Source organism: Microcoleus sp. EPA2, from assembly GCA_020882975.1.
Classification (GTDB): domain Bacteria; phylum Cyanobacteriota; class Cyanobacteriia; order Cyanobacteriales; family Microcoleaceae; genus Microcoleus.
On record JAHRFD010000008.1, the window covers coordinates 70889 to 96981 of the forward strand.

28 protein-coding genes and 1 other RNA gene are annotated in these 26093 nt (G+C 44.4%); 10 read left to right on the forward strand and 19 right to left on the reverse strand.

Features of this window, described 5'->3' with window-relative positions:
• Positions 1 to 136: 136 nt before the first annotated feature.
• Both cphA and AAFP14_RS09970 read right to left on the reverse strand, forming a co-directional pair.
• Positions 137 to 2857 carry a cyanophycin synthetase gene (gene cphA, locus AAFP14_RS09965; RefSeq protein WP_341732105.1) on the reverse strand — a complete coding sequence of 907 codons (2721 nt, stop codon included), beginning with the start codon at positions 2855 to 2857 and terminating at the stop codon, positions 137 to 139.
• Positions 2858 to 3489: 632 nt separating this feature from the next.
• Positions 3490 to 4383: a cyanophycinase gene (locus AAFP14_RS09970; RefSeq protein ID WP_341732106.1), complete on the reverse strand. Its 894-nt coding sequence runs from the start codon at positions 4381 to 4383 to the stop codon at positions 3490 to 3492.
• 309 nt (positions 4384 to 4692) lie between these two features.
• Here AAFP14_RS09970 and trmD point away from each other — a divergent pair, with 309 nt between their 5' ends.
• From trmD to larB, 6 genes are all read left to right on the forward strand, one after another.
• Complete coding sequence (trmD, locus tag AAFP14_RS09975) at positions 4693 to 5388, forward strand: tRNA (guanosine(37)-N1)-methyltransferase TrmD (protein ID WP_341732107.1); 696 nt, start codon at positions 4693 to 4695, stop codon at positions 5386 to 5388.
• Between the two features lie 56 nt (positions 5389 to 5444).
• Positions 5445 to 6197: a Uma2 family endonuclease gene (locus AAFP14_RS09980; protein WP_341732108.1), complete on the forward strand. Its 753-nt coding sequence runs from the start codon at positions 5445 to 5447 to the stop codon at positions 6195 to 6197.
• Between the two features lie 89 nt (positions 6198 to 6286).
• Positions 6287 to 6766, forward strand: coding sequence for a 2-C-methyl-D-erythritol 2,4-cyclodiphosphate synthase (ispF, locus tag AAFP14_RS09985; protein ID WP_341732109.1), 480 nt, complete (start codon positions 6287 to 6289; stop codon positions 6764 to 6766).
• 44 nt (positions 6767 to 6810) lie between these two features.
• On the forward strand, positions 6811 to 7359 hold the full coding sequence (locus tag AAFP14_RS09990) for a PDDEXK family nuclease (RefSeq protein ID WP_341732110.1): 549 nt from the start codon (positions 6811 to 6813) through the stop codon (positions 7357 to 7359).
• Positions 7360 to 7450: 91 nt separating this feature from the next.
• Complete coding sequence (locus AAFP14_RS09995; protein WP_341732111.1) at positions 7451 to 9208, forward strand: ABC transporter substrate-binding protein; 1758 nt, start codon at positions 7451 to 7453, stop codon at positions 9206 to 9208.
• Positions 9209 to 9427: 219 nt separating this feature from the next.
• Positions 9428 to 10201 (forward strand): nickel pincer cofactor biosynthesis protein LarB, encoded by a 774-nt coding sequence (larB, locus tag AAFP14_RS10000; protein WP_341732112.1) that lies wholly within the window; start codon positions 9428 to 9430, stop codon positions 10199 to 10201.
• A gap of 237 nt (positions 10202 to 10438) precedes the next feature.
• Here larB and AAFP14_RS10005 read toward each other — a convergent pair whose 3' ends face one another.
• Positions 10439 to 11050, reverse strand: coding sequence for a hypothetical protein (locus AAFP14_RS10005; protein ID WP_341732113.1), 612 nt, complete (start codon positions 11048 to 11050; stop codon positions 10439 to 10441).
• A 223-nt stretch (positions 11051 to 11273) separates the two neighbouring features.
• On the opposite strand from AAFP14_RS10005, the gene AAFP14_RS10010 reads away from it, so the two are divergent.
• From AAFP14_RS10010 to AAFP14_RS10020, 3 genes are all read left to right on the forward strand, one after another.
• Positions 11274 to 11486 carry a chlorophyll a/b-binding protein gene (locus AAFP14_RS10010; RefSeq protein ID WP_340525736.1) on the forward strand — a complete coding sequence of 71 codons (213 nt, stop codon included), beginning with the start codon at positions 11274 to 11276 and terminating at the stop codon, positions 11484 to 11486.
• A 143-nt stretch (positions 11487 to 11629) separates the two neighbouring features.
• Positions 11630 to 12169 carry a photosystem II reaction center PsbP gene (gene psbP / locus AAFP14_RS10015; protein WP_341732114.1) on the forward strand — a complete coding sequence of 180 codons (540 nt, stop codon included), beginning with the start codon at positions 11630 to 11632 and terminating at the stop codon, positions 12167 to 12169.
• A gap of 206 nt (positions 12170 to 12375) precedes the next feature.
• The gene (locus AAFP14_RS10020) at positions 12376 to 13020 is read left to right on the forward strand and encodes a Maf family protein (protein ID WP_341732115.1); all 645 of its coding nucleotides are present in this window, start codon (positions 12376 to 12378) and stop codon (positions 13018 to 13020) included.
• Positions 13021 to 13082: 62 nt separating this feature from the next.
• Here AAFP14_RS10020 and AAFP14_RS10025 read toward each other — a convergent pair whose 3' ends face one another.
• The 3 genes from AAFP14_RS10025 to AAFP14_RS10035 all read right to left on the reverse strand — a co-directional run bounded on the left by AAFP14_RS10025 (position 13083) and on the right by AAFP14_RS10035 (position 15758).
• Positions 13083 to 13301, reverse strand: a complete 219-nt coding sequence (locus AAFP14_RS10025; RefSeq protein ID WP_341732116.1) for a hypothetical protein — start codon at positions 13299 to 13301, stop codon at positions 13083 to 13085.
• A complete protein-coding gene (locus tag AAFP14_RS10030; protein WP_341732117.1) occupies positions 13270 to 14649 on the reverse strand; it encodes a leucine-rich repeat domain-containing protein in 1380 nt (459 codons plus the stop codon). Before AAFP14_RS10030 ends, AAFP14_RS10025 begins: the two co-directional genes overlap by 32 nt.
• 191 nt (positions 14650 to 14840) lie before the next feature.
• A complete protein-coding gene (locus AAFP14_RS10035; RefSeq protein WP_341732118.1) occupies positions 14841 to 15758 on the reverse strand; it encodes a calcium-binding protein in 918 nt (305 codons plus the stop codon).
• Between the two features lie 308 nt (positions 15759 to 16066).
• Here AAFP14_RS10035 and eno point away from each other — a divergent pair, with 308 nt between their 5' ends.
• Positions 16067 to 17347: a phosphopyruvate hydratase gene (eno, locus tag AAFP14_RS10040; RefSeq protein WP_341732119.1), complete on the forward strand. Its 1281-nt coding sequence runs from the start codon at positions 16067 to 16069 to the stop codon at positions 17345 to 17347.
• Between the two features lie 220 nt (positions 17348 to 17567).
• Here eno and AAFP14_RS10045 read toward each other — a convergent pair whose 3' ends face one another.
• The 13 genes from AAFP14_RS10045 to AAFP14_RS10105 form a co-directional block, all read right to left on the reverse strand.
• Entirely contained in the window at positions 17568 to 17783 is a 216-nt protein-coding gene (locus AAFP14_RS10045; protein ID WP_341732120.1) for a DUF6887 family protein, read from the reverse strand.
• Positions 17770 to 17958, reverse strand: coding sequence for a DUF6888 family protein (locus AAFP14_RS10050; RefSeq protein WP_341732121.1), 189 nt, complete (start codon positions 17956 to 17958; stop codon positions 17770 to 17772). The genes AAFP14_RS10045 and AAFP14_RS10050 overlap by 14 nt, the downstream gene beginning before the upstream one ends.
• Before the next feature lie 48 nt (positions 17959 to 18006).
• The gene (locus tag AAFP14_RS10055; protein WP_341732122.1) at positions 18007 to 19053 is read right to left on the reverse strand and encodes an endonuclease/exonuclease/phosphatase family protein; all 1047 of its coding nucleotides are present in this window, start codon (positions 19051 to 19053) and stop codon (positions 18007 to 18009) included.
• A gap of 10 nt (positions 19054 to 19063) precedes the next feature.
• Positions 19064 to 19534, reverse strand: coding sequence for a DNA phosphorothioation-associated protein 4 (locus AAFP14_RS10060; protein ID WP_341732123.1), 471 nt, complete (start codon positions 19532 to 19534; stop codon positions 19064 to 19066).
• Between the two features lie 85 nt (positions 19535 to 19619).
• Complete coding sequence (locus AAFP14_RS10065) at positions 19620 to 19940, reverse strand: nucleoside triphosphate pyrophosphohydrolase (protein WP_341732124.1); 321 nt, start codon at positions 19938 to 19940, stop codon at positions 19620 to 19622.
• A gap of 13 nt (positions 19941 to 19953) precedes the next feature.
• A complete protein-coding gene (locus AAFP14_RS10070; protein ID WP_341732125.1) occupies positions 19954 to 20610 on the reverse strand; it encodes a Uma2 family endonuclease in 657 nt (218 codons plus the stop codon).
• Entirely contained in the window at positions 20600 to 22666 is a 2067-nt protein-coding gene (locus tag AAFP14_RS10075; RefSeq protein WP_341732126.1) for an AAA family ATPase, read from the reverse strand. Before AAFP14_RS10075 ends, AAFP14_RS10070 begins: the two co-directional genes overlap by 11 nt.
• Positions 22663 to 22947 (reverse strand): hypothetical protein, encoded by a 285-nt coding sequence (locus AAFP14_RS10080; protein ID WP_341732127.1) that lies wholly within the window; start codon positions 22945 to 22947, stop codon positions 22663 to 22665. Before AAFP14_RS10080 ends, AAFP14_RS10075 begins: the two co-directional genes overlap by 4 nt.
• 182 nt (positions 22948 to 23129) lie before the next feature.
• Positions 23130 to 24476 (reverse strand): DNA phosphorothioation system restriction enzyme, encoded by a 1347-nt coding sequence (locus AAFP14_RS10085; protein ID WP_341732128.1) that lies wholly within the window; start codon positions 24474 to 24476, stop codon positions 23130 to 23132.
• A gap of 137 nt (positions 24477 to 24613) precedes the next feature.
• Positions 24614 to 25057 (reverse strand): hypothetical protein, encoded by a 444-nt coding sequence (locus AAFP14_RS10090; protein ID WP_341732129.1) that lies wholly within the window; start codon positions 25055 to 25057, stop codon positions 24614 to 24616.
• Between the two features lie 241 nt (positions 25058 to 25298).
• On the reverse strand, positions 25299 to 25679 hold the full coding sequence (locus tag AAFP14_RS10095; RefSeq protein WP_341732130.1) for a phasin family protein: 381 nt from the start codon (positions 25677 to 25679) through the stop codon (positions 25299 to 25301).
• 23 nt (positions 25680 to 25702) lie between these two features.
• Positions 25703 to 25799, reverse strand: an RNA gene (gene ffs, locus AAFP14_RS10100) — signal recognition particle sRNA small type.
• Positions 25800 to 25822: 23 nt separating this feature from the next.
• Positions 25823 to 26089 (reverse strand): YciI family protein, encoded by a 267-nt coding sequence (locus tag AAFP14_RS10105; RefSeq protein ID WP_341732131.1) that lies wholly within the window; start codon positions 26087 to 26089, stop codon positions 25823 to 25825.
• Positions 26090 to 26093: the final 4 nt, after the last annotated feature.

Consider the following 26093-nt stretch of genomic DNA (forward strand, 5'->3'; position numbering starts at 1 on the left):
TTAGAGGACTTTCGCTATTAGACAGGGACTTCAGTCCCTGGCGGGCTTTCGGCTTAAGTTGACTAGATTTCAAAAAAAAACAGGTTGAGTTTAACCTAAGTAAACCCAACCTATTAATTAAATCAGAATTAAGACTTTAACCTTGATTCACAACAGTCGTTTTTAAACTTTCCTGTGACTTCGATCGCTCTAAACCATTTTGAACTGCCACAGATTCCTTAATCGGTTTCCGCGCTTCTATTAAACTCAGAGCTTTGTTGACACCTTCAGGTAAAATTACTACCAAACTGCCAGCCGGTGCTTCATCTAAAGCCTTGTTAATCGCCACTGTTTCATCGAGAATCAACTCATATTCAACCTTAGATTGAGCGGCGGTTCGTGCAGCCATAGTCTCTGCAATCCCCTGACAAATTAACTTGGCCACCACACCGGGTTCCCGGCCGCGCCGATCGAGATCTTCCTTGACAATAATGCGATCGAAAATCTCAGCCGAAAGTTTACCCAACAGGACAAAATCCTCATCTCGCCTGTCTCCCGGCGCACCAATTACCCCAATCCGCATTCCATCCCAATTCTGCACGAAACTCCCCAAAGCCTTGTAGCTGTGAGGGTTGTGGGCGTAGTCGAGCAAAGCGTGATATTTACCCAAATTAAACAGGTTCATCCGTCCGGGAGTTTGACCTACTGATGCCTGGAAACTTGACAAAGCCGATCGAATGTCCTCTATTTTCACTCCTTGGGCAAAAGCTGCCAAACAAGCAGCTAAAGCATTGGCAATCATGAACGGTGCTCGTCCGCCCATCGTCAGAGGCACGTTGACAGCCTGCTCAATTCTCAGCGTCCAATCGCCCTTCAGGATCGACAAATAGCCATTTTCGTAAATCGCAGCCAGCCCGCCTGCCGCCGTATGTCTGGCCACCAGTTCGTTATCTGGGTTCATCGAAAAATATGCAATTTGAGCCTTGACACTTTGCGCCATTCGTGCTACGAGCGGGTCGTCTGCATTCAGGACTGCATAGCCCTTGGGCATCACCGACTCTACCAGCACGCTCTTGAGGGTGGCCAGTTGTTCCACCGTGTCGATGTCGCCAATGCCTAAGTGGTCGGCGGCGACGTTCAAGACGACGCCCACATCGCACTGGTCGAATCCCAAGCCCGATCGCAAAATTCCGCCCCTAGCTGTTTCTAGCACCGCGACTTCCACCGTTGGGTCAGACAAAATCAACTGAGCGCTTTGGGGCCCGGTATTATCTCCGCTTTCCACCAAATATTCACCGATGTAAGTACCGTCAGTAGTTGTATACCCAGTAACTTGACCAGTCTGCTTGACAATATGGGCCAGGAGGCGAGTGGTGGTAGTTTTGCCGTTTGTCCCCGTTACTGCTAAAATCGGCACCCGACTCACTCCCGGAGAGGGGAACAGCATATCCATCACTGCGCCGGCAACGTTGCGGGGTAAACCTTGACTCGGTGCAACGTGCATTCTGAAACCTGGTGCTGCGTTGACTTCGACGATGACACCATCGACATCGCGCAGGGGTTTTGAGATATCGGCGGTTACGACGTCAATGCCGGCGATGTCCAAACCGATAATTTTGGCAACTCTGGAAAATAACCAGACGTTTTCGGGGTGGATTTCGTCGGTGCGATCGACTGCAATTCCCCCGGTACTCAAGTTGGCTGTCGCCCGCAAAAATACTCTTTCCCCCGCTGGTACTACGGAGTCGAGGCTGTAGCCTTGTTTTTGCAGCAAATCTAAAGACAATTTATCGATCGTAATCCGGGTCAGAACATTGTCGTGTCCGTCTCCCCGCTGCGGGTCGCTGTTGACTTCTTCAATTAACTGTTCTACGGTTTGTGTGCCGTTACCCACCACGTTAGCTGGGACTCGTTCTGCTACGGCTACGACTTGACCGTTGACTACCAAGACTCTGTGATCCCTACCTGTGTAATAGCGTTCAATAATGATGCTTTTGGTTTTTGAGGCTGCGCTGGCGAGATCGTAGGCTTCTTCTGCTACTTCCCAGGAATTGATGTCGATCGTGATGCCGCGTCCGTGATTGCCGTCTAGGGGTTTAATCACAATGGGATAGCCGCCCACTTCTTCGATCGCACTTTCGAGTTCATCTAAATAGTGAATTACCGTACCTCTGGGCACCGGCACACCAGCACTACCCAGAATATTTTTAGTACCTTCCTTGTCGCAAGCTAGTTCTACTCCCAAAACTCCCGTGCGGTTGCTCAAAGTTGCTTGAATCCGCTTTTGATGAACCCCGTAACCTAACTGGATCATAAACCTCGCACTCAATTGCAGCCAGGGAATGCCACGAGCTTCCGCTTCCTTGACCAGTGTTTCCGTACTCGGTCCCAAGGCCGCCGACGCTGCAAAATCTGTGAGGTCTCTTAAATCTTGGGCCAACTCTGTAGGTGAATAAGTGCCGGTACTGACAATGCTCTGGCACAAGCGGACTCCAGCCCTTGCTGCGTAGCGACCTGCTTGTTCGTTTTGATACTCAATCACCACTTGGTAAATGCCTGGGGTCGAAGTCTCGCGGGTGCGACCGAATCCCGCAGGCATCCCTGCCATTTCCTGAAGTTCTAGGGCGACGTGTTCGATGACGTGTCCCATCATCGTGCCTTCTTTAACACGTTGTAGGAAGCCTCCCTGACGACCTGGGGAACAAAAATGCTCGTACAAACTCGGCAGCACCGCCAGTAAACCCTCGTAGAATCCTGGAATTTCGGCTGTGGTTTTGTTTGCTAAATCTTCTAAATCTAGACGCATGACGATCAGTTTTTGGCGTCGGATACTCCAATAATTAGGGCCGCGCAAGGTCTGGATTTTTAGTATTTTCATAAAGCCTCGTAGATGTTTGGAAAGCCTAAATTTTGAGTTTGATGATGAAAAACTACTCAGGGGATTTTCATCGCCATGACTCGACTGGATTTGTAGGAGAGAAACTTTATATCGAGTCCCTGAGCCTTTTGGGTCAATTTTTTGCCAGTTTCTAGGCGGAAATCTGATAGTTTAAATTCCCAGTTTCAAGATACAACAATTATTGAGAAACAACTTTTTGGTAGCACTCACCAATCAGTTTAATTCTTCAAAACCTTTTCTGTTCGCCACAAACTCTCTTCTGAGGGTGATTCAAACTGAGTTTGTGGCTACTGAGTATTGCACTGGAAGGATGAGCTTCGCAGGGCAGTTACCATTGGCATTTTGCAATGTATCTTTGACTTTATTGGATCATTTATTCAATTTCAAGCCTGAGTCTCCGATAAACTGTTCGCCAAGAACATTTTTGTACTAATTTTTCAGTTATTGCCCACGAAATTGGAGATTTGAGCTGTGAGATGGGCAGAGCCACATCCCTTTGGCAATCTGACAATCTGGCATGGGTTTCTGATGTTCCCATAGCTTATCCTCCGTCCTCAATCTTTGGCTACTAATTCATGATTGACGAGGGCGGATGACTATTATTTGCTGTTTTAGTTCGAGGTGCGGCATTCAGGAGGCCACCCAGACTCGGCACAAGCCGAGGAGGGCATCGCTTTGCCTAGGCCAATATTGTAACAATCTCCGTGGCAAAGTACGTGCAGGCGCAGATTGAACAGGCTCAAGGGTTCTGTCGCTCCTACGTGAGGCTCGTTGGTGTAAAGCATTTCCCTAGAATCGACAATAGTCACAGTTCCTTTACCGAGAATTTTAATCGTGTCGTCTCCTTCAAATAGGGCGCAGGTGTCTTCGTCAATACCTAGAGCCAGCAGATCCGGGTGGGAGGAAATCGCCGACAGTAACCGAGCCATCCGATTCCGGTTATGAAAATGCTGATCTACAATCACTTCTGGTATAATGTCCAGACCGTTTGCCAAATCTACTAAAGAGCGATTGGGAGAAGCGCCACTCCCGCCGCCTGCAATCATGTGATAGCCCATCACCGCAGCCCCAGCACTGGTTCCAGCTAGGGTAATTTTGCCTTCTCTGGCTTCTTTGCGAATTTTGTCCATTACGGGTGTGTCCGCCAGCAACCCGCACAGCCGCAGTTGGTCGCCACCTGTGATAAATACGCCCGTACAGTCTTCTAAGTAATCCTTCCACACTGGGTTTTCGGCCTGTTCGCGTTCCCGGATGTCAACTACTTTGACTGCACTGACACCCATTTCGTCAAAGATGGTGCGGTAGCGGTTGCTAATCCCTTCTGGATCTCGCGAAGCTGAGGGAACGATCGCCAACCTCCCCTCTGTACCCCCAGAACGGTGAAAAAATGTGTTCAGAATCTCGCGACCGTGAACTTTGTCTTCGGCCCCCCCGATCACCATAATCGAGGTTTTTGTCCGCTGGGAAATGTTTTGTTCAAGGGCTGGAGATGTTAATTGCTGCATGGTGTGTCTTCCTCGGTTAGGTGTGAAATTAAATTTTGCCGTGTTGTGGCTACGATCGGCGTTTTGAAGACTGAATAATTTAGCGTGAGGTTCGATAAAGAATCGCGATCGCCCGCAGTCCTTGGGAAGCTAGTTTAGAAAAGGCACTGTCCTGAAAACAGATAATTTTCATACAAAACGTAGCCCATACACAAAAGCATAAAATTTGAGTTGCAAAAATTTTAAGAAATTATGAAGAATAATGCAATTACCGAAAATCGATCGCCCTCTAGAGGTGAAACTAGAGTGTGTCAATAAATTTAAAGTATTGTGCGATTTGACGTTGTTACCCTATTTCCAGAATTTTTCTTGGCTCCCCTAGGGTCGGGACTGATGGGCAAAGCCTTAGCTAAAAATATTGCTGAGGTGAATTTTGTCAATCCTCGTGATTTTACCACAGACAAGCACCACCGAGTGGACGACGAACCCTACGGTGGTGGAGTGGGGATGTTGATGAAGCCGGAACCGATTTTTGCTGCGGTGGAATCCCTGCCAATTTTCCCCAGGCGGGAGGTGATCTTACTGACTCCCCAGGGGGAACCAATGCAGCAGGCGATGTTTCGGGGGTTGGCTGCTGAGTGCGACCAGTTGGTGTTGATTTGCGGTCATTATGAAGGTGTGGACGATCGAGTTTTGGATTTAGTGACTCGTGAGGTCTCTTTGGGCGACTTTGTACTCACAGGGGGCGAAATTCCGGCCTTGGCTTTGATTAATGGAGTTTTACGGCTGTTGCGTGGCACTGTGGGGAAGGAAGATTCTTTGAAGTTTGAGAGTTTTGAGGACGGACTTTTGGATTATCCGCAGTATACTCGACCAGCCGATTTTCGGGGATTGAAGGTTCCTGATGTTTTATTATCTGGGAATCATGCGGAAATTGCCCGTTGGCGAAGGGAACAGCAAATTGCCAAAACTCGATCGCGCCGCCCTGATTTGTATGAACGCTGGTTGCATGAAGGGGGAAAATAGATCGTCTGCTATCCTAAAGAAACACATAAATAACTCTGTTTTACCAGCTCTAACTTATGTCACTAGCAGTAGAAAACTTACCCAGAGATTTAATTACTGATGATGGCGAACCAATGGAAAGTAATAACCATAGAGTTGCGATGAATTTACTCATCCAATCTCTCAAATATTACTGGCGCGATCGGCAAGACTTTTTTGTAGGTGGCAATATGTTTGTCTACTACAGCATAAACCAAGTCAAAAATCAAGACTTCAAAGGCCCTGATTTCTTTGTTGTCTTAGATGTAGATGGAACCATAAATAGAGATGCTTGGATTGCTTGGGAAGAAGATAGTCGCCTCCCCGATGTGGTAATTGAATTAATGTCTCCCTCAACGGCCGAAGTAGATTTAACCACCAAAAAAGATATCTACGAGCGTAAATTAAAAACCCAAGATTATTTTGTCTACAATCCCAAAAATCCCAATTCTCTAAGAGGTTGGCAATTAATTAATCGTCGATACCAATCCTTATCTCCTAATCAACAAGGGAGATTATATTGTGAATCGTTAGGGTTGTGGCTGGGCATATGGGAAGGTCAAATAGAAAACTCTCAAGGTACTTGGTTGAGGTTTTTTGATGCCGATGGAAACTTAGTATTAATGGGAGATGAAGCTGAAACTCAAAGAGCCGAATTAGAGCGACAACAGAAAGAATTAGAGCAACAGCAGAAAGAGGAGGCAATACAACAATTAGAAATTGAAAAGCAACAGAAAGAACGGTTAGCTGCCAAGTTAAGAGAATTGGGTATTGACCCAGATGAAATTTGATTACTTGGATATTTGAAGTTGGATTTTCCCCATTCCCCATTCCCCATTCCCCATTCCCCATTCCCCCATTCCCCATTCCCCATTCCCAAATGAACATCCGCATCGGTAACGGCTACGACATTCACTGCTTGGTTCCAGAACGCCCCCTCATCCTCGGCGGTGTCAACATTCCCCACTCTTTAGGGTTACTTGGTCACAGCGACGCCGACGTACTCACTCACGCGATTATGGACGCCATGCTAGGAGCACTCAGCCTCGGAGATATCGGGCATTATTTCCCACCGACTGACCCGAAATGGAAAGGTGCTGATAGTTTAGTTTTGCTAGAACAAGTCAACCAGTTGATTTTAGATAAAGGTTGGGAAATTGGCAATATTGATTCTGTAATTGTAGCAGAACGTCCTAAGCTGAAACCGCATATTGAAAAAATGCGCGATCGCCTTTCTAGCGTCCTCAAACTCAACCCAGACCAAATCGGTGTCAAAGCCACCACCAACGAAAAGTTAGGTCCCGTGGGCAGAGAAGAAGGAATCGCAGCTTATGCTGTAGTTTTGTTAATGCTAAAATAGTTGTCAGGTTCTGACAATTTTCAGCTAATTTAGGATTTGAATCTATGCTTGCCGAAAACTTGGAAATCGAAACCCCGATCGATGTTGATATTATCGCCTTAGATAAAGAAGATCGGGTAGTCGTGCTCATCGAGGTCAAAATTATTCAAGCTCAAGAACCAGCAGCAAAACAGAGGATTGCTGACTACATGATATCTTGGATGAAAGCTGTGTTAGCGAAGATATCCGAGCAACGCACCATAATTCCCTATGCTATGTTTGTTGACACCGAACAAATTCTGATTTTCAAATGGGACGGAGTAAACTTATCTGAACCTGTTTGTTCTCTAAACACAGGTGAGATACTTCGCTATTATGAGCCTGAATTTGGCAAAAAATGGATATTTGAAGATACCATTGAGACGCTGATCCAATCGTGGCTTCATGACTTAGATTATCATTGGAAATCAGAAATTCCACCAGCATCGGAACAAATAGCAGCCATCGGTTTGCTGCCGTTACTTGTAGGTGGAACAACAAAATCAGGAGTGAAATTAGGTGGCAATCGTATATATCGAGACCAACTTTTTGATGACTATTGCTACAGGGCGTGAGGCTGAAGCAATTATGTTGCTGCGGGAGTTATCCTCATCAGTTCGATGTTGCACGAAAATGGTATAGTAAAAAAATATGAAAATTTCTATCATGTTAGATTCAAAACTACGATCGCTCGTGATTCTACTGGCGGCAATTCTCACCATAACTCTGTCTGCGTGCACTCCAGCGCGATCGAATTTAGTAAACAGACTCATCGTTCCTACCCCCAGTGGTCCAGCCACCTTTAACTACCCCCTAAATCAATCAGCCTACAGCGTTTTTGGCTATCTCAATGAAGGACTGATCAACGAAAACGGTCTGACATCGGAACTAGAACCCGGTTTAGCAGAGTCTTGGAAAGTCTCTAAAGATGGCAAAAAGATTGTCTTCACCCTGCGAGAGGGATTGAAATGGTCTGATGGCGAACCGATGACTACGGATGACATTATCTTCAGTTATGACAAGATTTATTTCAACGATAAAATCCCCAGTGGTTTAAAAGATACTCTCAGAGTTGGGATGAGTCGCCAATTCCCCAAACTCAAAAAAATTGATAGTCGTCGGGTAGAATTTTCCGTAGCAGAACCCTTTGCTCCATTTATTAGATACGCTGGCGGCATACCGATTTTACCAGCTCATATTTTACAAGAATCAATCAGCAATACAGACAGTCAAGGCAATCCGAAGTTCCTGACTACTTGGGGGACAGATACTGACCCCCAAAAAATTGTCGGTAATGGTCAATATCGAATGTTAAGCTATACTCCTAATCAACGGGTAGTCTTAGAAAGAAATCCCTATTTTTGGCGTAAAGATAGTCAGGGAAAAGCTCAGCCTTACATCCAGCAAATAGTCTGGCAAATTATCGAAAATACTGATACTCAACTGCTGAATTTTCGCTCTGGTGATTTGGATAGTCTGGACGTGCAGCCCGAAGTGTTTCCGCTGCTGAAAAAGGAGGAAAAACGCGGTAAATATACGGTATTTAACGGTGGTCCCGACACTGGGAGTGTATTTATGTGTTTCAATCTGAATCAGGGTCGTAATGCTCAAAATCAGCCCTTTGTAGACCCGATTAAATCTCGGTGGTTCGCAACTAAGGAGTTTCGGCAGGCGATCGCCTATGCTATTAACCGCGACGCCATGACTAACAATATCTATCGTGGACTTGGCGCGCCCCTGCATTCCCCAATTCCAGCCCAAAGCCCGTTTTATTTATCCCCAAAAGAAGGATTAAAAACTTACAACTACGACCCCAAAAAAGCCAAAGAATTACTGTTAAGTGCTGGTTTCAAGTATAATAATGAAGGGGATTTATTGGATCGGGAGGGTAACAAAGTGCGATTTACTTTGTTAATGGCCGCCGGCAAAAAAGTTCGGGAACAAATGGGAACACAAATTAAACAAGATTTAGGCAAGTTAGGCATACAGATTGATACACAATTTCTCAGCTTTAACACTTATGTAGAAAAGCTACGTTTGACTAAAAATTGGGATACCTATCTCGGTGGTTTTACTGGCGGTCTGGAACCGCACAGTGGCTACAATATCTGGTCAGTAAACGGCACTTTACACAGTTTTAACCAGGGACCGCAGGCTGGGGAACCGCCGATTAAGGGCTGGAAAGTTGCTGACTGGGAGCAGAAAATTGATGACCTATATGTGAAAGCTTCCCAGGAACTGAATGAACCCAAGCGCAAGGAACTTTATGCAGAAACCCAACGGATCATAGCAGAACAAGTACCGTTTATCTACATGGTGAATCCCTTGACTTTTGAAGCCGTGCGCGATCGCATTTCAGGAATTCGGTATACTGCCATAGGAGGTGCTTTTTGGAATTTGTACGAGTTGAAAATTACTGAATAGTTATTAGTCATTAGTCATTAGTTATTAGTTATTAGTCATTAGTCATTAGTTATTAGTCATTAGTTATTAGTCATTAGTCATTAGTCATTAGTTATTAGTTATTAGTTATTAGTCATTAGTCATTAGTCATTAGGATAGCGACAATTCCCAATTCCCAATTCCCAATTCCCAATTCCCAATTCCCAATTCCCAATTCCCAATTACCAATTACCAATTTTCATGCAACCTGAAATCTTACAACAGTTACTCCAATCTGTAGCCGCCGGTGATGTCAGTCCCGCCACAGCTTTAGAAAAACTCAAGCACTTTGACTTTGAACAAGTGGGCGATTTTGCCAAAATCGACCACCACCGCACTCTCAGAACCGGTTTCCCAGAAGTAATTTGGGGACCTGGTAAAACCCCAGACCAAATTGTTGAGATTATCCAGGTAATGCGCGGGCGAAATCCGGCGGTGATGGCGACGCGAATTGAACCCGAAATTTTTGAGCAATTGCAACAAAAAATACCAGATTTGTGCTATTACCAAAAAGCTCGAATTTGTGCTATTTCTCCTAGTTCCCCAACTTCGCAACATCCAGGTAAAGTAACAATTATTAGTGCAGGAACAGCCGATTTGGCTGTAGCGGAAGAGGCGGCTGTGACTGCCGAACTTTGCGGTTTTCAGGTACAGCGTTTGTGGGATGTGGGAGTTGCTGGCATTCACCGTTTACTGAGTAATCGCCACGTTATTGCTGATGCTGATGTGTTGATTGCTGTCGCGGGTATGGAAGGTGCTTTGGCGAGTGTGGTTGCGGGTTTGGCAGATTGTCCGGTGATTGCTGTGCCGACAAGTGTTGGTTATGGCGCTAGTTTTGGCGGGATTGCGCCTCTTTTAACTATGCTGAATTCTTGTGCCGCTGGTGTTGGGGTGGTGAATATTGATAATGGGTTTGGTGCGGCAATTTTAGCTTGTCAAATTCTCAGAACCGCTGGCCGAGTTGGGAAAAATTAACAAAGAGAAATCTCCCACAATAATTGTGGAAAATTACACCCTGATTTGATGGGAAGCAAAAATATTAAATTAAGAACGTTGCTTGTCCCATAATATTAGACCAGTACGGGGAGCTTGTCAGTATCCCCTCATGTTTTTAAGGGTAAAGCCAAAGCTGAAATCCTGCATAGGTTTTCGGAATTTTGGTGGACTTCAGATACAAGCCCCCCTCCTAGCGGTAGCACCCTTGATGGTGGGTTATTGACTTGCCAGCCAAATCGGATAACCAGAAGAATCCTCAACTTTCAACTTTTGCGCTTGATAACTCTTGTTGGTCCAAGTAGCTACTGTTTGCAGACTTTCTGTCAAAAAACTTTCGCTACCAAAGGCTTCAAAGCCCAAAGTCCAGGACGGACTGCCATTAATATTCAATTGAGTAATTTCCACTATGCAGCCTTGAGGTATGGGCGCTTCTACAGGGACAGACATCAGTACCCCTGGGGCAGAAACTTGGTAAAGACGCTGTGCTCGTTTTTTCTTGACTTTCACCCACTTTCCTGTAGCGATTAAGTCCGCCGGCAGTGGGCCCATCGTGTCAGCACAAATCCACTTTAGCCACTTCTCGGCTTTCCCTTCCCAACGGTTGCCGAACTGCATCGCCCCACATTCTGCCTGCCGCCACTTTACTTGTAAATTTTTTTGTCGCAGTTTGACTCCTAAGTAGTCGCAGCCCGGTATCAGTAAATATAAGTCTTCTCGCTCTTCTGGTGGCGACAGATACCCGCCCAGACTTTCGCTTCCAAACCATTGCCCGATGGCTTTTGGTAACATTCCGTTACAAAACCACCGCATTTCCAGACTGGTCCGCATAATTTTTCCTCTCTTCCCAATTTTTCGTCAAACCCAGACCGGATTTGCTATATACCTTCGACTCTTTAACCTCGCTGACTCTATCCTCCCCTGTCGGGGGCCCAGAGTCTACTCCCTCCTGTTTCGATCGACTATCTAAAAAAACTTTCTCACATTCCTTTACATATCTTCATAAGTCTGTTACATTTATTTACAGTACGGAAAACCAATTTAGGAAAAAAACATGACTAACAAAGGGTTAATGCTGGACGACCAAGGTAAAATGAACAATTTTGCGATCGAGCCTACAGTCTACGTCGATGACGAACAGCGCACCGGCTTCACCCCCTACGCCGAACGCTTAAACGGCCGCCTCGCCATGATTGGTTTTGTCTCTCTATTGGCTTTAGAAGTTTCCACCAAGCATGGATTGATTAGCTGGCTGACCCATCTGTAATGATGCTCTTAAAATTTAAACTGGACGGCTATGGGTTGTAAGCGGTAGGCAAACTGCAATCCATAGCTTAATTGTTTTTAAGGGTAAGGTTTGGTGGGATAATTAAAAATAAATATTTAACTGTCATTCGATCTCAAAAAATAATGATCAAACGAATTGTAACCATACTTCTGGTAGTTTTCAGCGTTACCTTGACCAGTTGTGTATCTAACGCCGTCGGACTCAAAAGCCATGTGGATACTGGCGATGGCTATCAATTTCTCTATCCCAATGGCTGGCTGCCAATTGCGGTTTCTAACGGTCCAGATGTGGTGTTTCGCGATTTGATTCAGCAAACCGAGAATGTTAGCGTAGTCATCAGTCCAGTTACCGGAAATAAAACTCTTGCAGATTTGGGAACACCCTCGGAAGTGGGTTACAAACTCAGCAAAAGTGCGATTGCTCCTCCCGATTCCGGCCGCGAAGCTGAGTTAGTCAATGCTGGATCTCGCGAATCGCGATCGAAGAACTATTACATTTTAGAATACGCCGTCAAGCTTCCAAACCAACAACGGCATAACTTAGCAAGCGTAGCCGTCAGCCGTGGCAAACTATTTACACTCAACATTTCCACTACGGAAGAACGTTGGCCGAAGGTTAAAGAAGCTTTCGAGAAAGTAGTTAAGTCTTTCTCTGTTTATTAGTTATTAGTTATTAGTTATTAGTTATTGGTTCTTGGTTATTGGTGATTAGTTATTAGTTATTCGTCATGAGTTATGGATTCTTGGTTATTAGAGCCAAAAACCAACAACTAACAACCAACAACTCACAAATAACAAATAACAAATAACAAATAACAAATAACCACTGACTAATGACCAATGACTACTGACTAATGACTTCTTAACTTATGAAAAAACCAACTTTTGTATTAGCCTCAGCTTCTCCAGCACGTCGCCAACTGCTTAAAAATGCTGGAATTCAAGCTGTGATTTGCCCAAGCGATTTTGATGAAGGGCAAATTGAAATGAGGGATGCTGCTAAATTAGTGCAGGTTTTAGCTGAGGGAAAAGCTAATGCTGTAGCTGAGTTTTTGCGGGCTAATTCTCATCCCCAAATTCCTCATCCTAATTCCTGTTTGGTGTTAGGATGTGATTCAATTTTGGTGATTGATGGGGAAATTCACGGCAAACCCCAAGATGCAGAAGAGGCAATTTCCCGTTGGCAGCAAATGCGCGGTAAAGTAGGTGAACTGTATACTGGCCATGCTTTAATTGATAATAGATTTGATGATTTCAATGAGGCAATGGATCGAGCGATCGTTCGCTGTCAAGTTACAAAAGTTCATTTTGCCGAAGTTACTTCGCGCCAAATTGCTGCTTACGTTGCTACGGGAGAACCTCTCGCGTGTGCCGGCTGTTTTGCCCTCGAAGGTAAAGGGGGGTTTTTTATAGAAAAAATCGAAGGCTGTCATACCAATGTGATTGGTTTGAGTTTGCCTTTGCTGCGACAAATGCTCCGGGAATTGGGATACGATGTGGCGGATTTTTGGTAATATTAAAATTTGTAGAGTAGACAATACGCAACAACTCAGAGAAACCGGGTTTTTTTGAGTTTCTACGCCTGTAACGAAGAATGCTCGTAAAAACCCGGTTTCTGGCCACCCGCGTCATCTAAGAAACCGGGTTTTTTTTGAGTTTCTGCGCTGTCACCAACAATGCTCGTAAAAACCCGGTTTCTGGCCACCCGCGTCATCACCGAGATAATACTACCTAAGATGAATATCACTAAAATCGTAAATAATTTACCGCGCCGATCGCATCGGGATTTCGACACCCGCTTTTTGGGCTAAATCCGTCACATTATTGGTAAAATCGGTTATATTTGCGATCGGACTAGCAATACCCGCGGCGATCGCCAAAATAACAGCCAATTTTTTAGCAATCAGTTTCAGACTGCGCTTGTCTGCGGGTTTGTTCAGTTGTGCTTCCACATTGCCAATTTCCATCAACACTTCTTCCCGTTCGTCTTCTGGAAATTGGGCGGCGGTTTGACGCATCGATGAGATTAGCTTTAGAAGTTCTGCCGTATTGGCATTATTGTTATGCACGGATTGATTGCCGCTAACTTGAGCGGTGTTCGACGAACCGCCGATATTGCCGGAGAAGTTAGCACCTTGAAAAGCATTTTGAAAGTTATTGGTTTCGGAAGAATCTTCAGTTAGCAGAATGTAGAAGGAACGTTCGGTGAGGAAGAATTGGTGCGTGGCGTGGTAGATTTCCTGTCCGCCGAAGTCCCAGATGTGGACGCGGAAGGTTTTGCCGTTGTGTGGGAATTTCCAGCGCAGCACGTCGATGCCTTCGGTGGAGGGTTCTTGTTCTTGTTCTGGGAGTTGGTAGTCGGGGTTGAGGAGTTTTTTCGCGAGGGTGGTTTTTCCGGCTACGCCTTCGCCGACGATGAGGAGTTTGGCTTCGTAGAGTTCTTCGCAGTCATCGGGGTTGCGGGTTTGGAAGTAGAAGTCGAGGATGGTACGCAAATCCCCTGCTTCGTAGGATTTTTCGCCTTGGAGGATTTCGGGGGGAATCGGGAGCGGATTTCCCCGCAAGTCTAGTTTTTCCAGCTTTTCCATGCAGCGAATCGCTTCTGGGATGACGGTAATCTGATTGTTCCAGAGGTTAAGCTGTGTCAGATTCGAGAGTTGGGCGATCGCTTCTGGGATGACGGTAATCTGATTGTTACTGAGGTCAAGCTGTGTCAGATTCGAGAGTTGGGCGATCGCTTCTGGGATGACGGTAATCTGATTGTTCCAGAGGTAAAGCAGTGTCAGATTCGAGAGTTGGGCGATCGCCTCTGGGATGACGGTAATCTGATTGTTACTGAGGTAAAGCAGTGTCAGATTCGAGAGTTGGGCGATCGCCTCTGGGATGACGGTAATCTGATTGTTACTGAGGTAAAGTATTTTTAAGTTAGTTAATTGAAGAACAACATCAGGAAACTCAGTTAACTTATTTCCAATCCATGTTAATCTCTGCTCATCCCACTTTCCCAACACCAAAGTCTCAAGCTGGGTGCACTTGCCAATCTCCGGCGGCAATTCCTCCAACTCCAACCCCGCCAAATCCAATTCTGTCTGGCCCTCCGCAGCCGATGAGTCGATTAACTGCAACAATTCCTCTTTCGTCATATGCTTTGTCGATCTGTAGTCTTCATTTGATTGTGACAGGATTTTTTGCTTGGTGGGAGTTTCCCATGCACCGCAATCTAAGAAACCGGGTTTTTTGGAGTTTCTACGCTGTCACCAAATATTCTGGTAAAAACCCGGTTTCTGGCCACCAGCGAGTCATCTAAGAAACCGGGTTTTTTCACTGATAAATCCTATCCCAGGGCGATCGCGCTGTCAGATACAGAGTTAAACTGAAGTTGACTCGGTGAGACATCTTTCACTAAACCTAAGATATTGCCAGTTCTAGCTTCCCGAATTACTGTCGCCTTAGTGTTTAATATTCTAAACTCAGTAGTGATAATGCTTCCTGGAGGAATAGGCCCGCTGCTGTCGTAATCTCTGGCATCACCAATTGTGATAAACTTTTCGGTTAAAATCAGATCGTTTCTCGTCAGCCCAGACCCTAATGCAATTACATCTCCTTGAGATGGATTGTAATCCAGAATAAAATCGGCGGGTACTGCTTCTACATTGGAAGGAAAAGTCCCCACGGGAGGGGGTTGATCGGAACCAAATTCTGTGGAGGTTGCTCCTGCTTCTCTTTTAATTACAAACAAATCTGCGCCTTCTCCTCCCCAAAGTCGATCGACTCCGGCATCACCAATCAGAGTATCGTTGCCACTTTCTCCTAGTAAAGCATCATTGCCTTTACCACCTCGGACAAAATCATTTCCTGTGCCTCCGTAAGCATAATCATCGTCTCGATCGCCACTGAGGATATCATTAGCACATTCTCCATAAAGAAGGTCTGAATCTTGACCGCCACGAATAGTGTCGCTACCACAACCTCCGATTAAAGTATCTCTGCCACTGTTACCATTAATTAGTTCCGCAGCACCGGAACCTCGGACAAAATCGTTGCCTCCCAAGGCCCGGACTCCCCCCGGAGTGTTGCGGAGAATTCCATTGGCTAATTGAACTATATCGTCATTGGGCGTCAGGTCAAAAAAGTTGGGTTCGCCTTGATTTGGCAATGGACCAGTTAATAGTTTGATGCTGGGGGGATCGGCAATAATTGGGCTGGAGTTTTCAGCTAATGCTCTAATTTCTCCTAGGGTTGTTTCTGACATCCTAATTTTCTCCTATTTTGATTGACTTTGTTGACACTTTGATTTATACAAAGGTTCTAATTTGTGATTGGTGATTGCTGATTGGTGATTGGTCAAATCCTTTCCCATTTTATCGGAGTCTCGAAGTATCCGAGTTTCTGGGCCTCTCTCTTCCCCATCGCCTCCATGGCCCAAATCCGCAAATATTTTGAATATAGGTACAATAATTCGCGGGATCGCGTACTCTATTAACCGTCAGCAGTCAGTGAGCGAAAACTAACTGAATGCTAATTGTCATGAAACCTTGAGTTAAGTCAGGAATCGTTAATATGCTAGACACTGCGATCGAATCTATTCAGGCCAGAGAAATCCTTGACTCCCGCGGGCGCCCCACCATTGAAGCGGAAGTTTACCTAGCCAATGGTGTTGTGGGACTCGCCCAAGTCCCCAGTGGGGCGTCTACAGGCTCCTTTGAAGCCCACGAACTCCGCGACGATGACAAAAAACGTTACGGTGGTAAAGGGGTTCTCAAGGCTGTTGACAATGTTGAACACAAAATTGCGCCTGCTTTGATTGATTTAGATGCGATCGACCAAGAATTAATCGATCGAACCATGATCGACCTGGATGGTTCCCCCAACAAGTCCAACCTCGGCGCAAATGCCATTCTCGGAGTCTCCTTAGCCACAGCAAAGGCAGCGGCCGAGAGTGTAGGACTCCCCCTTTACCGCTACTTGGGCGGCACTTTGGCGAACGTTCTGCCCGTGCCTTTGATGAACGTAATCAACGGCGGTTCCCACGCCGACAACAATGTGGACATTCAAGAGTTTATGATTGTGCCGGTGGGAGCACCATCTTTTAAGGAAGCTTTGCGTTGGGGAGCAGAAGTATTTGCTAGTTTAGCTAAAGTGTTGAAAGACAAAAATTTGCTGACTGGTGTTGGTGATGAAGGCGGTTTTGCTCCTAATTTAGGCTCGAATCAGGAAGCTTTGGATTTGTTGATGATGGCCATTGAAAAAGCTGGCTACAAGCCTGGGGAACAAGTTGCTTTGGCTTTGGATGTTGCTGCTAGCGAATTTTATAAGAATGGGCAATACACCTATGATGGTGTGGCTCATTCCCCAACAGAATTAATCGATTATTTAGCTGGTTTGGTTGGTCAATATCCGATCGTTTCCATTGAAGATGGTTTGCATGAAGACGATTGGGATAGTTGGGTAGCGCTGACTGAAAAATTGGGTAGCAAAGTTCAATTGGTGGGTGATGATTTGTTTGTGACTAATCGTACACGCCTCCAAAAAGGGATTGATTTGAAAGCGAGTAATTCGATTTTGATTAAGCTGAATCAAATTGGTTCTTTGACGGAAACTTTGGATACGATCGACTTGGGTAAACGTAACAGTTATCGCTCGATTATCAGCCACCGTTCCGGTGAAACTGAGGATACCACCATTGCTGATTTAGCAGTAGCGACTCGCGCTGGTCAAATTAAGACTGGTTCTCTGTGTCGCAGCGAACGGGTGGCTAAATATAACCGTTTATTGCGGATTGAGGCCGAATTGGGCGATCGGGCAATTTATGCTGGTGCGATCGGTTACGGACCAAAATAAAATTTGGTAATGGGTAATCGGGTATCGGGAATTCACATCCTGTAGATACTGTGTTGAGCTGTCAAGGCGTAGCAGTCAAATAATTAGTATCGAAGGGCTTTTGGGACTTGAAAATCCCAAAAGCCAAATGCACCAATTTCCGCATGACTGGCACTAATCACCTGCATTTTAACCTTCCCACGACCCAATAATCGGTCACTCATAGCCTTGAGTAAAATGGCTAACTGATGCTATTTCTTGCTGCTTCTAATTTTCGACGGATTGCAGCTTGAACTTTCGCATCAAAATCTGGATCGCCGGGACTGGCAATAATCCTCAGCGGATGCTGATTTATTCTGTCTAAGTACGCCTGAAAAGCTGCTCTATCTCCACGATGTTTCAGAAAATACTGTTTCAATTCAGAGTTAGACATTGCATTATAGTTAACTTGGCTCATCAGCAAACTCCCCATTTGGTAAAATTTGGAACTCAAGCTCTTCATCGTAGCCAGCCAATATGTATACGTTATGAGTGCGATCGTCCACACAAATAAGATGGATGGGCTGAAGCATTGTATAGGTCAATTGATAACAGATGCGATATAAACTCTCTAGCTGCGCATTAGTAGGCATTAGGGTTAAGCATTCCACCTAATACTTATATTAACCTATGACTCAAATTCATGGTAACAAAACTAATTCCGCTGCTACAGGCAAATGATCGGACTCTGTTGCTTGTACAACCGAACTAGATTTCGCACCCCAATGCTTTGAATACCAAATATAATCAATCCGACAAACAGGATAATTTAATTTCCAATTCAAGCTTTTAATCAAGAACTTAAGTTGCCAACCGTGAGGCCAGGTAAAACCAAACCCGAATCCCGATTTTCTGAAAGCATCTTGCATGACTTTTTGCACATTGTGATAGTCTTGAGTTTCGTCTGTCATATTAAAATCACCCGCGACAATTACGGGCAAAGTTTCTGTCTGGACTCGTTCTACTAAATCTTGAATTTCGGGAGCGCGTTTGGCATATTTGTAAACAGGAATTCTGACTAAAGGCAATACTTTCGATTTCCGAAACCAGGGCCCTGTGGTCTGCATATTATAAATGATTATTTCTTGTTGGTTGAAGTTAATAATTGCTCGCTGCTGTGTTTCTGGATGACCAGCTAAGTTCAATATTTCGCTAGATACAATTGGATATTTACTGAGAATTCCTACTGGGGGAATGCCAATTTGATAGGGGTAGTCTGCTTTTAACCAGGTGAAAGCTCTTTCGATATGCTTCTCGACGATTTCTTGTAGAAATATAATGTCAGGTTTTTCGCTTTCAATTAATTTAATTAAAGTTGGCGATTGTGTGGTATACCAACCGAGGTTATGGGATAAAATTTTGAGACCGGGCTGCGAATTTGTGATGTTGACTCGTGTGGGAGAAAAGTATTTGACGTGCAGCCAACTTATGAGGATAATACAGGCGATCGCCGAAATTATCGTAAACCATCTTTTTTTGATAATTGAGAATCCGATGATGGGAAGCAGGAAAGTTGGGAAAAAAATCAAGGGTATAAAAGTGCTAATCAAGGCTATAACCCACAGCCGATCCCAAAATATTAGTTTGAGAATTAAATAGCCAATAATTAATGCTAGGTAGCTGTAGGCGAAAATCTTGGCAGATTGCTTGAAGCATCTGTTGATGATATTTTCTGGTAGGTGATTCATTGAAAAGCTATTAGAATAAGAACTTGCTTAAATCGAATTCTTCATTTGACCGATGTTGATTATCTTTTTCCGTGATTAAAAATAACAACAGTCTGTCTGTATAATCCGCCACACCCCGAAACTCTTCTCGCAATATTTCCAGCCCGCCGTTAGCATATTCTTCAAAAATTTGCAAGCGTTGTGCTTCCAATTCTCCATCTAGATGGGAGAGAATTTGAGGATTTTTAGTTTCGGCGATCGCAATTAACTTAATCACCATATCGTAACCCCTAGACACAAAAATATCAACATCGATCGCCCCCGGTTCTCGTTTAGAAATTTCCCCCAAACGTAAACGTTTTTTCCGCTTATTTCCCAAGGATGCAGCAAAGGCAATGACATCGGCGTAAGTCTGGAAAGGACCAGTGTTGTTATCAGATAAAGTCAAAGATTTGACTAACTCCGCTTTATCTTTAGCAATTCTAATTTTGTTAGCAGCCATTGCCATAATATCTAGTTTATAAGTATTATATATGTTGGCAAAAGCACTACTGAAATTTTAATGATAAATTTAGTGTTCAAATTACTCACAATGTCCGCAACAACATGATTTTTTGTGCAAAACCGCCTCTTTCTTCCCGGCGCTTGACTTGTGCTTTCAAAATGCGATCGCCCGAAATGCCACTACTCGCCATCAGCGCATCGATCACCTCATACAAATCAGCCAATTCCGCCACCAAATCTTCCCCCTCAGCCTCCGCCACTTCCCCAGCTTCTTCCATCAATTTTTGCCGCAAAGCTTGACAGTATTCGGCATCGGACAAAACAGTAACTTCGCATTCAATACCATTTTCTCGAATAATTTCAGGAATGCGATCGCGCACCAACTTATGATACTCTTTCCCCACCTCTAACACTCCTTTAACCTTGACTAAAAGTTTGAATCAACCAGCGATTAATTTCTCCATCATCTTGAGTTTGACTCCGATTCAAAGCTTCCTCAACTAACGCGATTTCTAGCCCAGGTAAAACCCGCGACTGTTGAATCCTGCCACTACCTCCGCCATTAATTGCAAAGGCAAACACCTCCCGCGTGTTTGCACATTCAACCCAATATTCGCTAATTCCTGCGTCTTCATAAAGCAATCGCTTGTTACCCAAATCATCACTAAAAGAAGATGCGCCAATTTCTATTACCAAATTAGGCGGATCGTATTCATTCAAATTAACAGGTGAATTACTGTCATTAGGAGGAACCCTCAAATCCGAACCGATGTAGTAAGCTAGATCGGGTTGAAACTCACGAATACCTACTTTGCGGAAACTGGCATTAGCAAATTGAACTACTCGGATATTTCTCAATGCAGCAAACAGAATAACTACATACGGGATAATTGAATTATGACGCGCGTGCAATGGCCCTACTGGTGACATTTCTATCCTCATTTGTTCTCGATCGTAATAAAAATTGCCTTTTTCCCAAGCTGAATCCTCAGCGAATGCTAGAAACTCTCCCCATGTCGCTTTCACCCAAATATCGGTTTCCAAAACCTGTGTAATTCCCGAATTAAAAGCCATAATCCACCTCTAAAATTTCCGTATATTCAAACTCATTGGGACAGTGCCTAACTAAAGGATAGCGCATCCCGCCCAATTCGATCGCATCTTCTTCACAATCAGCTTTCGGAGAATTGTATACAAGTACATATTCTCTACCGATGCAGCCTTCCATCTCTTGGGCTACTTCCCCCCGCCACTGAGTTTTAGTTACTAAAACTATTAATTGATTTGCTAATTTCGGCAACTTATTCGCAATTTGTTTCCGATAAATTTCGTCCAAACTACCAAAGGGAGAATCCATAACAATGGGAAATGTACTGCTATCGGGGCCCATCAAAGTATTTTTTTGACTCCACTCCCGCACCCCTTCAATAATTCCCCCAATAAACGACAAACTGAGAATTTGATTTTCCCCAGTAGAAGCAGCAACCAAAGCTGATTTTCCCGAAGTGTTTTCTACTAATGTCAATTCGTATTTATCGCTTAACTTTGGAATATAAGGAGTAAAAGAAATTTGACTAAAAATATCTTGAATTCGGTTTTCTAGCTGAGAACAAAACTGCTTTTCCAAGCGCGATCGCACTTCAGTTAGGCGATCGATCGCATCCTGAGTAGCAGCAATCCGCCGCTGAGCCAAAATTTGCCTTTCCTCATTCATTTGCTGCTTATCAATTTGCTTATTTAAAATCGCCATCTGCGCCCTCGCACTCTCAATTTGCTGCTGGTTAAAGCCAGTTTCTCGGTGCAAATCGCCAATGGCAATTTCAATTTCATCCAAACGCTTTTGCAAGCCACTGACATCGGTGTCAGGATAATTTCGCAGCTTGTTGTGAATATCATCTAACTGATTTTCTACCCTAGAAAGTTCGCTTCTGCTAGCCTTAATATTAGCTTGATGGTCATCAATTTCTTCCCAAAAATCAGCAATTTGTTTGTCTATTTCATTGACGCGATCGCTAATCCGAATCGTAGTTTCTTCCACATCACCAACCCCCGCTTTATCCATCCAACCGCTCACCTCTGCATGAGCTTCCGAACCCTCGATTAATGGCGCACCACAGATGCACCTTTCCCTCGCTAATAACTCTGACAGAAACGGCTGCTGAATCCCCGACAGCAACTCACCTTTTTTGCGCAAACCTCCAACAATTGCTTGAAAATCCCCCGCCGCTTCCGATAAAAACGCCACATAACCCCGCACAGAAATCGAGCGTTTAATAGCATCTAAACACCTGCTAATCTGTTGTTTCAGCAAAGCTTTCTGCATTTCCAATTCATCTCGCAGCCTTTGCATTTCTCCAGCACCGCTGAGTTCCAGCAAATTCCCGCTAATGGCTCTTTTTAACTCGCCTTGACTTGCCAACTCCCCCTCAATTTCGACTTGACGATTGGTAAGTTTTTCAATTTCTAATTCGCATTTATCTTTATCATTTAATATTTTTTTGCTTTCGGCATTGCCAACTATTTTTAAATCTGTTTCTAAAGACTTTTTGGCATCTCCTAAATGCCGAATCGAACGATTCAACACTTCTACACCCAGCAACTCCTTAGTAGCTTCAGCAATTTCTGCCTTGTTGTCTTGTCGGACAATTTGTTCGATTCTTTCTCCATCAAAAAAGAAATATTGATGCAAACTTTCCGGCAAAATCCGTCCGATAATATCCTCAGCGTGCTGCGCCGTCGGCATCCAGCGCCCGTCATCTTTGGCTACAGTCAGCGACAATTCGCTGTCGCTAAGTTCAACCGAGTTCTCACTTTTGTAAGCGCGACAAATACGACGGGCTTTGTAGCGGGTGCTGTCATGTTCAAACACAATTTCTGCCCAGCAAGATACTTTTTTCCCTATTTCTGCCTCAGCTAGAGCGCGCTTGTTTACTAATTGCTCTTTCGCAGCAAAGGCCGCGCTAAATTTTTCGTAAAGTACCCAGGTAAACGCATTCATCAAAGCAGTTTTTCCCGATCCATTATTGCCGTGAATCACGGTAGTATTTTGCTTACCACCAGCCAGCTTAATTTCGGGACTTTTGCCATAAAACTGGCGAAAATTGCACAAAACAAGGGAAATTAACTTCATATAACCGCTTCCTTAATTATTTTCAAAATGTCATCGCTGATATAGCGAGGAGATTTCATGTATAGCTTATCTTTCTCAATTTCCAATACCCGCTCAATAATTTGCCGCACTTCCGGCGGCGCGCTAATAATCGGTTTTTGTACGTCGCTGAGATCGTTTTCTATTTGATAAGGAGAGCGCTTTTCGGCTAATATTTCTGTTGATATTGTCGGAGTCTGGCTGTTTCCATATTTATATGTACTGCTCTGATTTTCTATCCAACTTTCTCTCAAATTTTCCATCAAATTAAACCTCAAATTTTTCCCGATTCTTAAAAAAATCACTCCAGGGGTGCTTAAAATAATTATTTTATCAGTAAAATCACTTAAATCAAGGTAAGAACCGAAGGGCTAAACAGTATACTGTACAAGCATTGTTCGCCTCTATCTTGTAATTATTAACATAAACCAAACCCTAATAAATGTCAAATATCTAACAAACCATACCGCTTCTGAAGTTGTAGCAATTTCACCCTAGCTTCCCCAGCATTGTCAGCCAAATCGGCAAATTCTAAGAACCGCTTTAACTCCTTTCTGAGCAAATTGCGTTCGACTTCTAAAGTTTCTCTACCTAAATCGGGAGGCAAAACTATCATGTCAAATAAAGTTGCTCTTTCCTTTCCCGGATGCGGCCGCAAAATTCGCCCGCGACGCTGAATAAACTGGCGCGGGTTGCTGCTGCTGGCTAAAATTACGGCATTACGAATTGCTGGAATGTCAACCCCTTCATCTAAACACCGAATTGCTACCAAACCTTGCAATTCTCCGGTTTCAAATTGTCGCCGCAATCGTTCTCTTTCTGCTAAAGGTGTGGCGGCAGTATAAGTGTTAACTCGGTAGCCTAATTCTGCACCGAGTAACTTCGTGGTTTCTGTTAGTTGGCGGTTGTTATGTTTGCGCGTTGCCCCTTCCATCGCACCGTCGCCACAGTAGAATAAAGTGTGTGCAGTATCGAGACGGTGAATCATTAATTCTCGCAAAGCTATTAACTTATTACCAGCCGCTCCAATTAACCTTGCTCTCTGCATTAATAAAGTTGTTAAAGCATCGTTTACTTCTACTTTTTCATCTCCAGAAAGTACCCAGCCAATTTTTTTAGTTAAGTAGGAATATTTGCGACTTTCGGTGGCGGTTAGTTCTACTAAAATGGGATAGTATAGATAATGTACTAATGCTTTTTGGCGGATGGCATCTCGCAAGGTGAGCTCCGGCTGCAAAACAGGACCGAAATAATCTAAAATAGCTTCGGTTCCCTGTTCGTCAAAATATCTTTCTGGGGTGGCGGAAAGGGCGAGGCGTAGCCCAATATTCCGGGGTAAACTTTGTCCTAAACGGGGCGCACCCAAGTTGTGAACTTCGTCTCCAATAATTAGGGTTTTTTCTGGGAAATAGCGCAGTTGAGATTGCAAGCTATCGGACATTAATGTGGCGTTAGTAGTGATTATTGTCAAAAATAGCCGATCGCCCGATCGCACTTCATACAAAGCCTTACTTAATTGATTTTGCCAACTGCGGCCTTCTTCAAAAGCCAAAATAGGTTTTAAACCAAATTTTTCCGATTCGCGCCCCCACTGACTCACTAGGTGGCAATAGGGGCAAATTACCAGGAGGACTTCCAGGTTAATTTTTTGGTATAATTCAGTGGCGATCGCCAGTGCAGTAATCGTCTTACCGCTACCCGTCGCCATTTTCAGCGTACCACGCCCCTGATTAGCAAACCAATTAGCCACCGCAACTCGCTGATATGGCCGCAATTGTAGCGATGGCGGCATTTTCGGAAACCCGAATTGGGGATTATTGGCGATCGATAGATTCACTTTTAAATACAGTTAGATGCAATATTATCCTGATTCAACCGTAACTAATTTCTCATTAAAACTTTAACATATCGAAAACCCCTCAAAAACTCTTAAAAATTGCGATCGCCGTCAGATTCCCAATCTGGACAACTTTCTGATTCCACACCAGTAGGGTGCATCGCACAAACCAACAAATTTCCCCCATAAACTTGACCGTGATAGTTTCGACAACCGCGACAAGCCTGCTGTTGTATAGGGGAAGGGTCTACATAAGTCACAAAAGAAGAATCTATCTCATCAAAATCCTGCTCGAATTCGCGGTAAACCTCAATAATCGGTTCTATTAATTCATTGAAATAGCCGTCTAACTCATTGAAATAACCATCTATCTCATTAATCAGACTATTCTGTACTTGTTCTGTAAACTCTTCCGAAATCTTGGTCAATACCTCCAGCATTTCAGCAAAATCTTCGTTCATATCCGTGAAAAAATGCTCTACTTCAGACGCAGCATTTTCGATTACTTCAAAAAAACCTTTTGACCAATCTTCCATGAATTTGTAAGGTTACTTCAGTTTGTAGTGAGGACTTTAGTCCTTGGAAAGAATTAGATGGTGAGTTACACAGCACTGACGCAAAAACTGCAAAGTGGTGATACCCTATTCACAATTCTATTACCTCTTGCCTCAGATCCGTCCACATTTGATTTGAGATTATGGGGTAGATATTCAAAAAGGGAACTCAAGAGCTTGACTCTAAGTTCCCTTTATGATTTGATATCGCACTGTTTGCGGTTTAATCTCGCTTCAGCCGTCGCAATTCGTCTTGTAAATTCTGTACCTGTTCCCGCAGCTTGTCCACGCCGTCAACTTCTTTAGCATCTTTTGCCGAAGCGTCTTCTTCAGAAACAATTTCAATCCGTCGCGGTTCCGCCGTGTTTTTATTCCCCGCCGGTTCCACTGACTGGGGCTGCTGCTGAGCCTGTTGCACCATATCATCAACAAAGCGACGAGCTTCTTCCGTGGACATCTCGCCCCGCTTCACCAATTCTTCCGAGAGCTTTTCAGCTTCAGCGCGCAACTCATTTAGCTTGCTACCTGCTTTTTCGCCAGCGTAGGAAGCTAGCCCAACGCCTAGGTAAACTGCTTTTTGTAAAATATCTCCAAAACCAGGCATAGAAGCTACACCTCAAAAAACTGGGTGAACCGGATACCACGCCTATCACAAGCATCCCGTGTTGCTGCTACCTTCCGGTCCTGACAAGATTTGGGCGTTGTAATCGCGTGGGTCCAGTTCATTTATGAGTATAACACAGTTATTTATTCTTCAACCACACACCAGTGATAAATTTCATAACTAACGCAACCGTTCTTCACCAGGGGGTCTTGAGCGACGATCGCCTTTGCCTCATCCATCGAACCGGCCTCAAACATCAACATACCACCGCCTCTCCTTGCCCAGTAGCCAGTTTTGGCTCGGTGTCCTTTTGAAATCAAGTCTCGGACATAAGCTCTGTGAGCGGGCACGTACTGGTCAAAGACGGGCTTTTCGACAATTCCTTGCTCAATTTTGACAAACCAAGGCATTTTT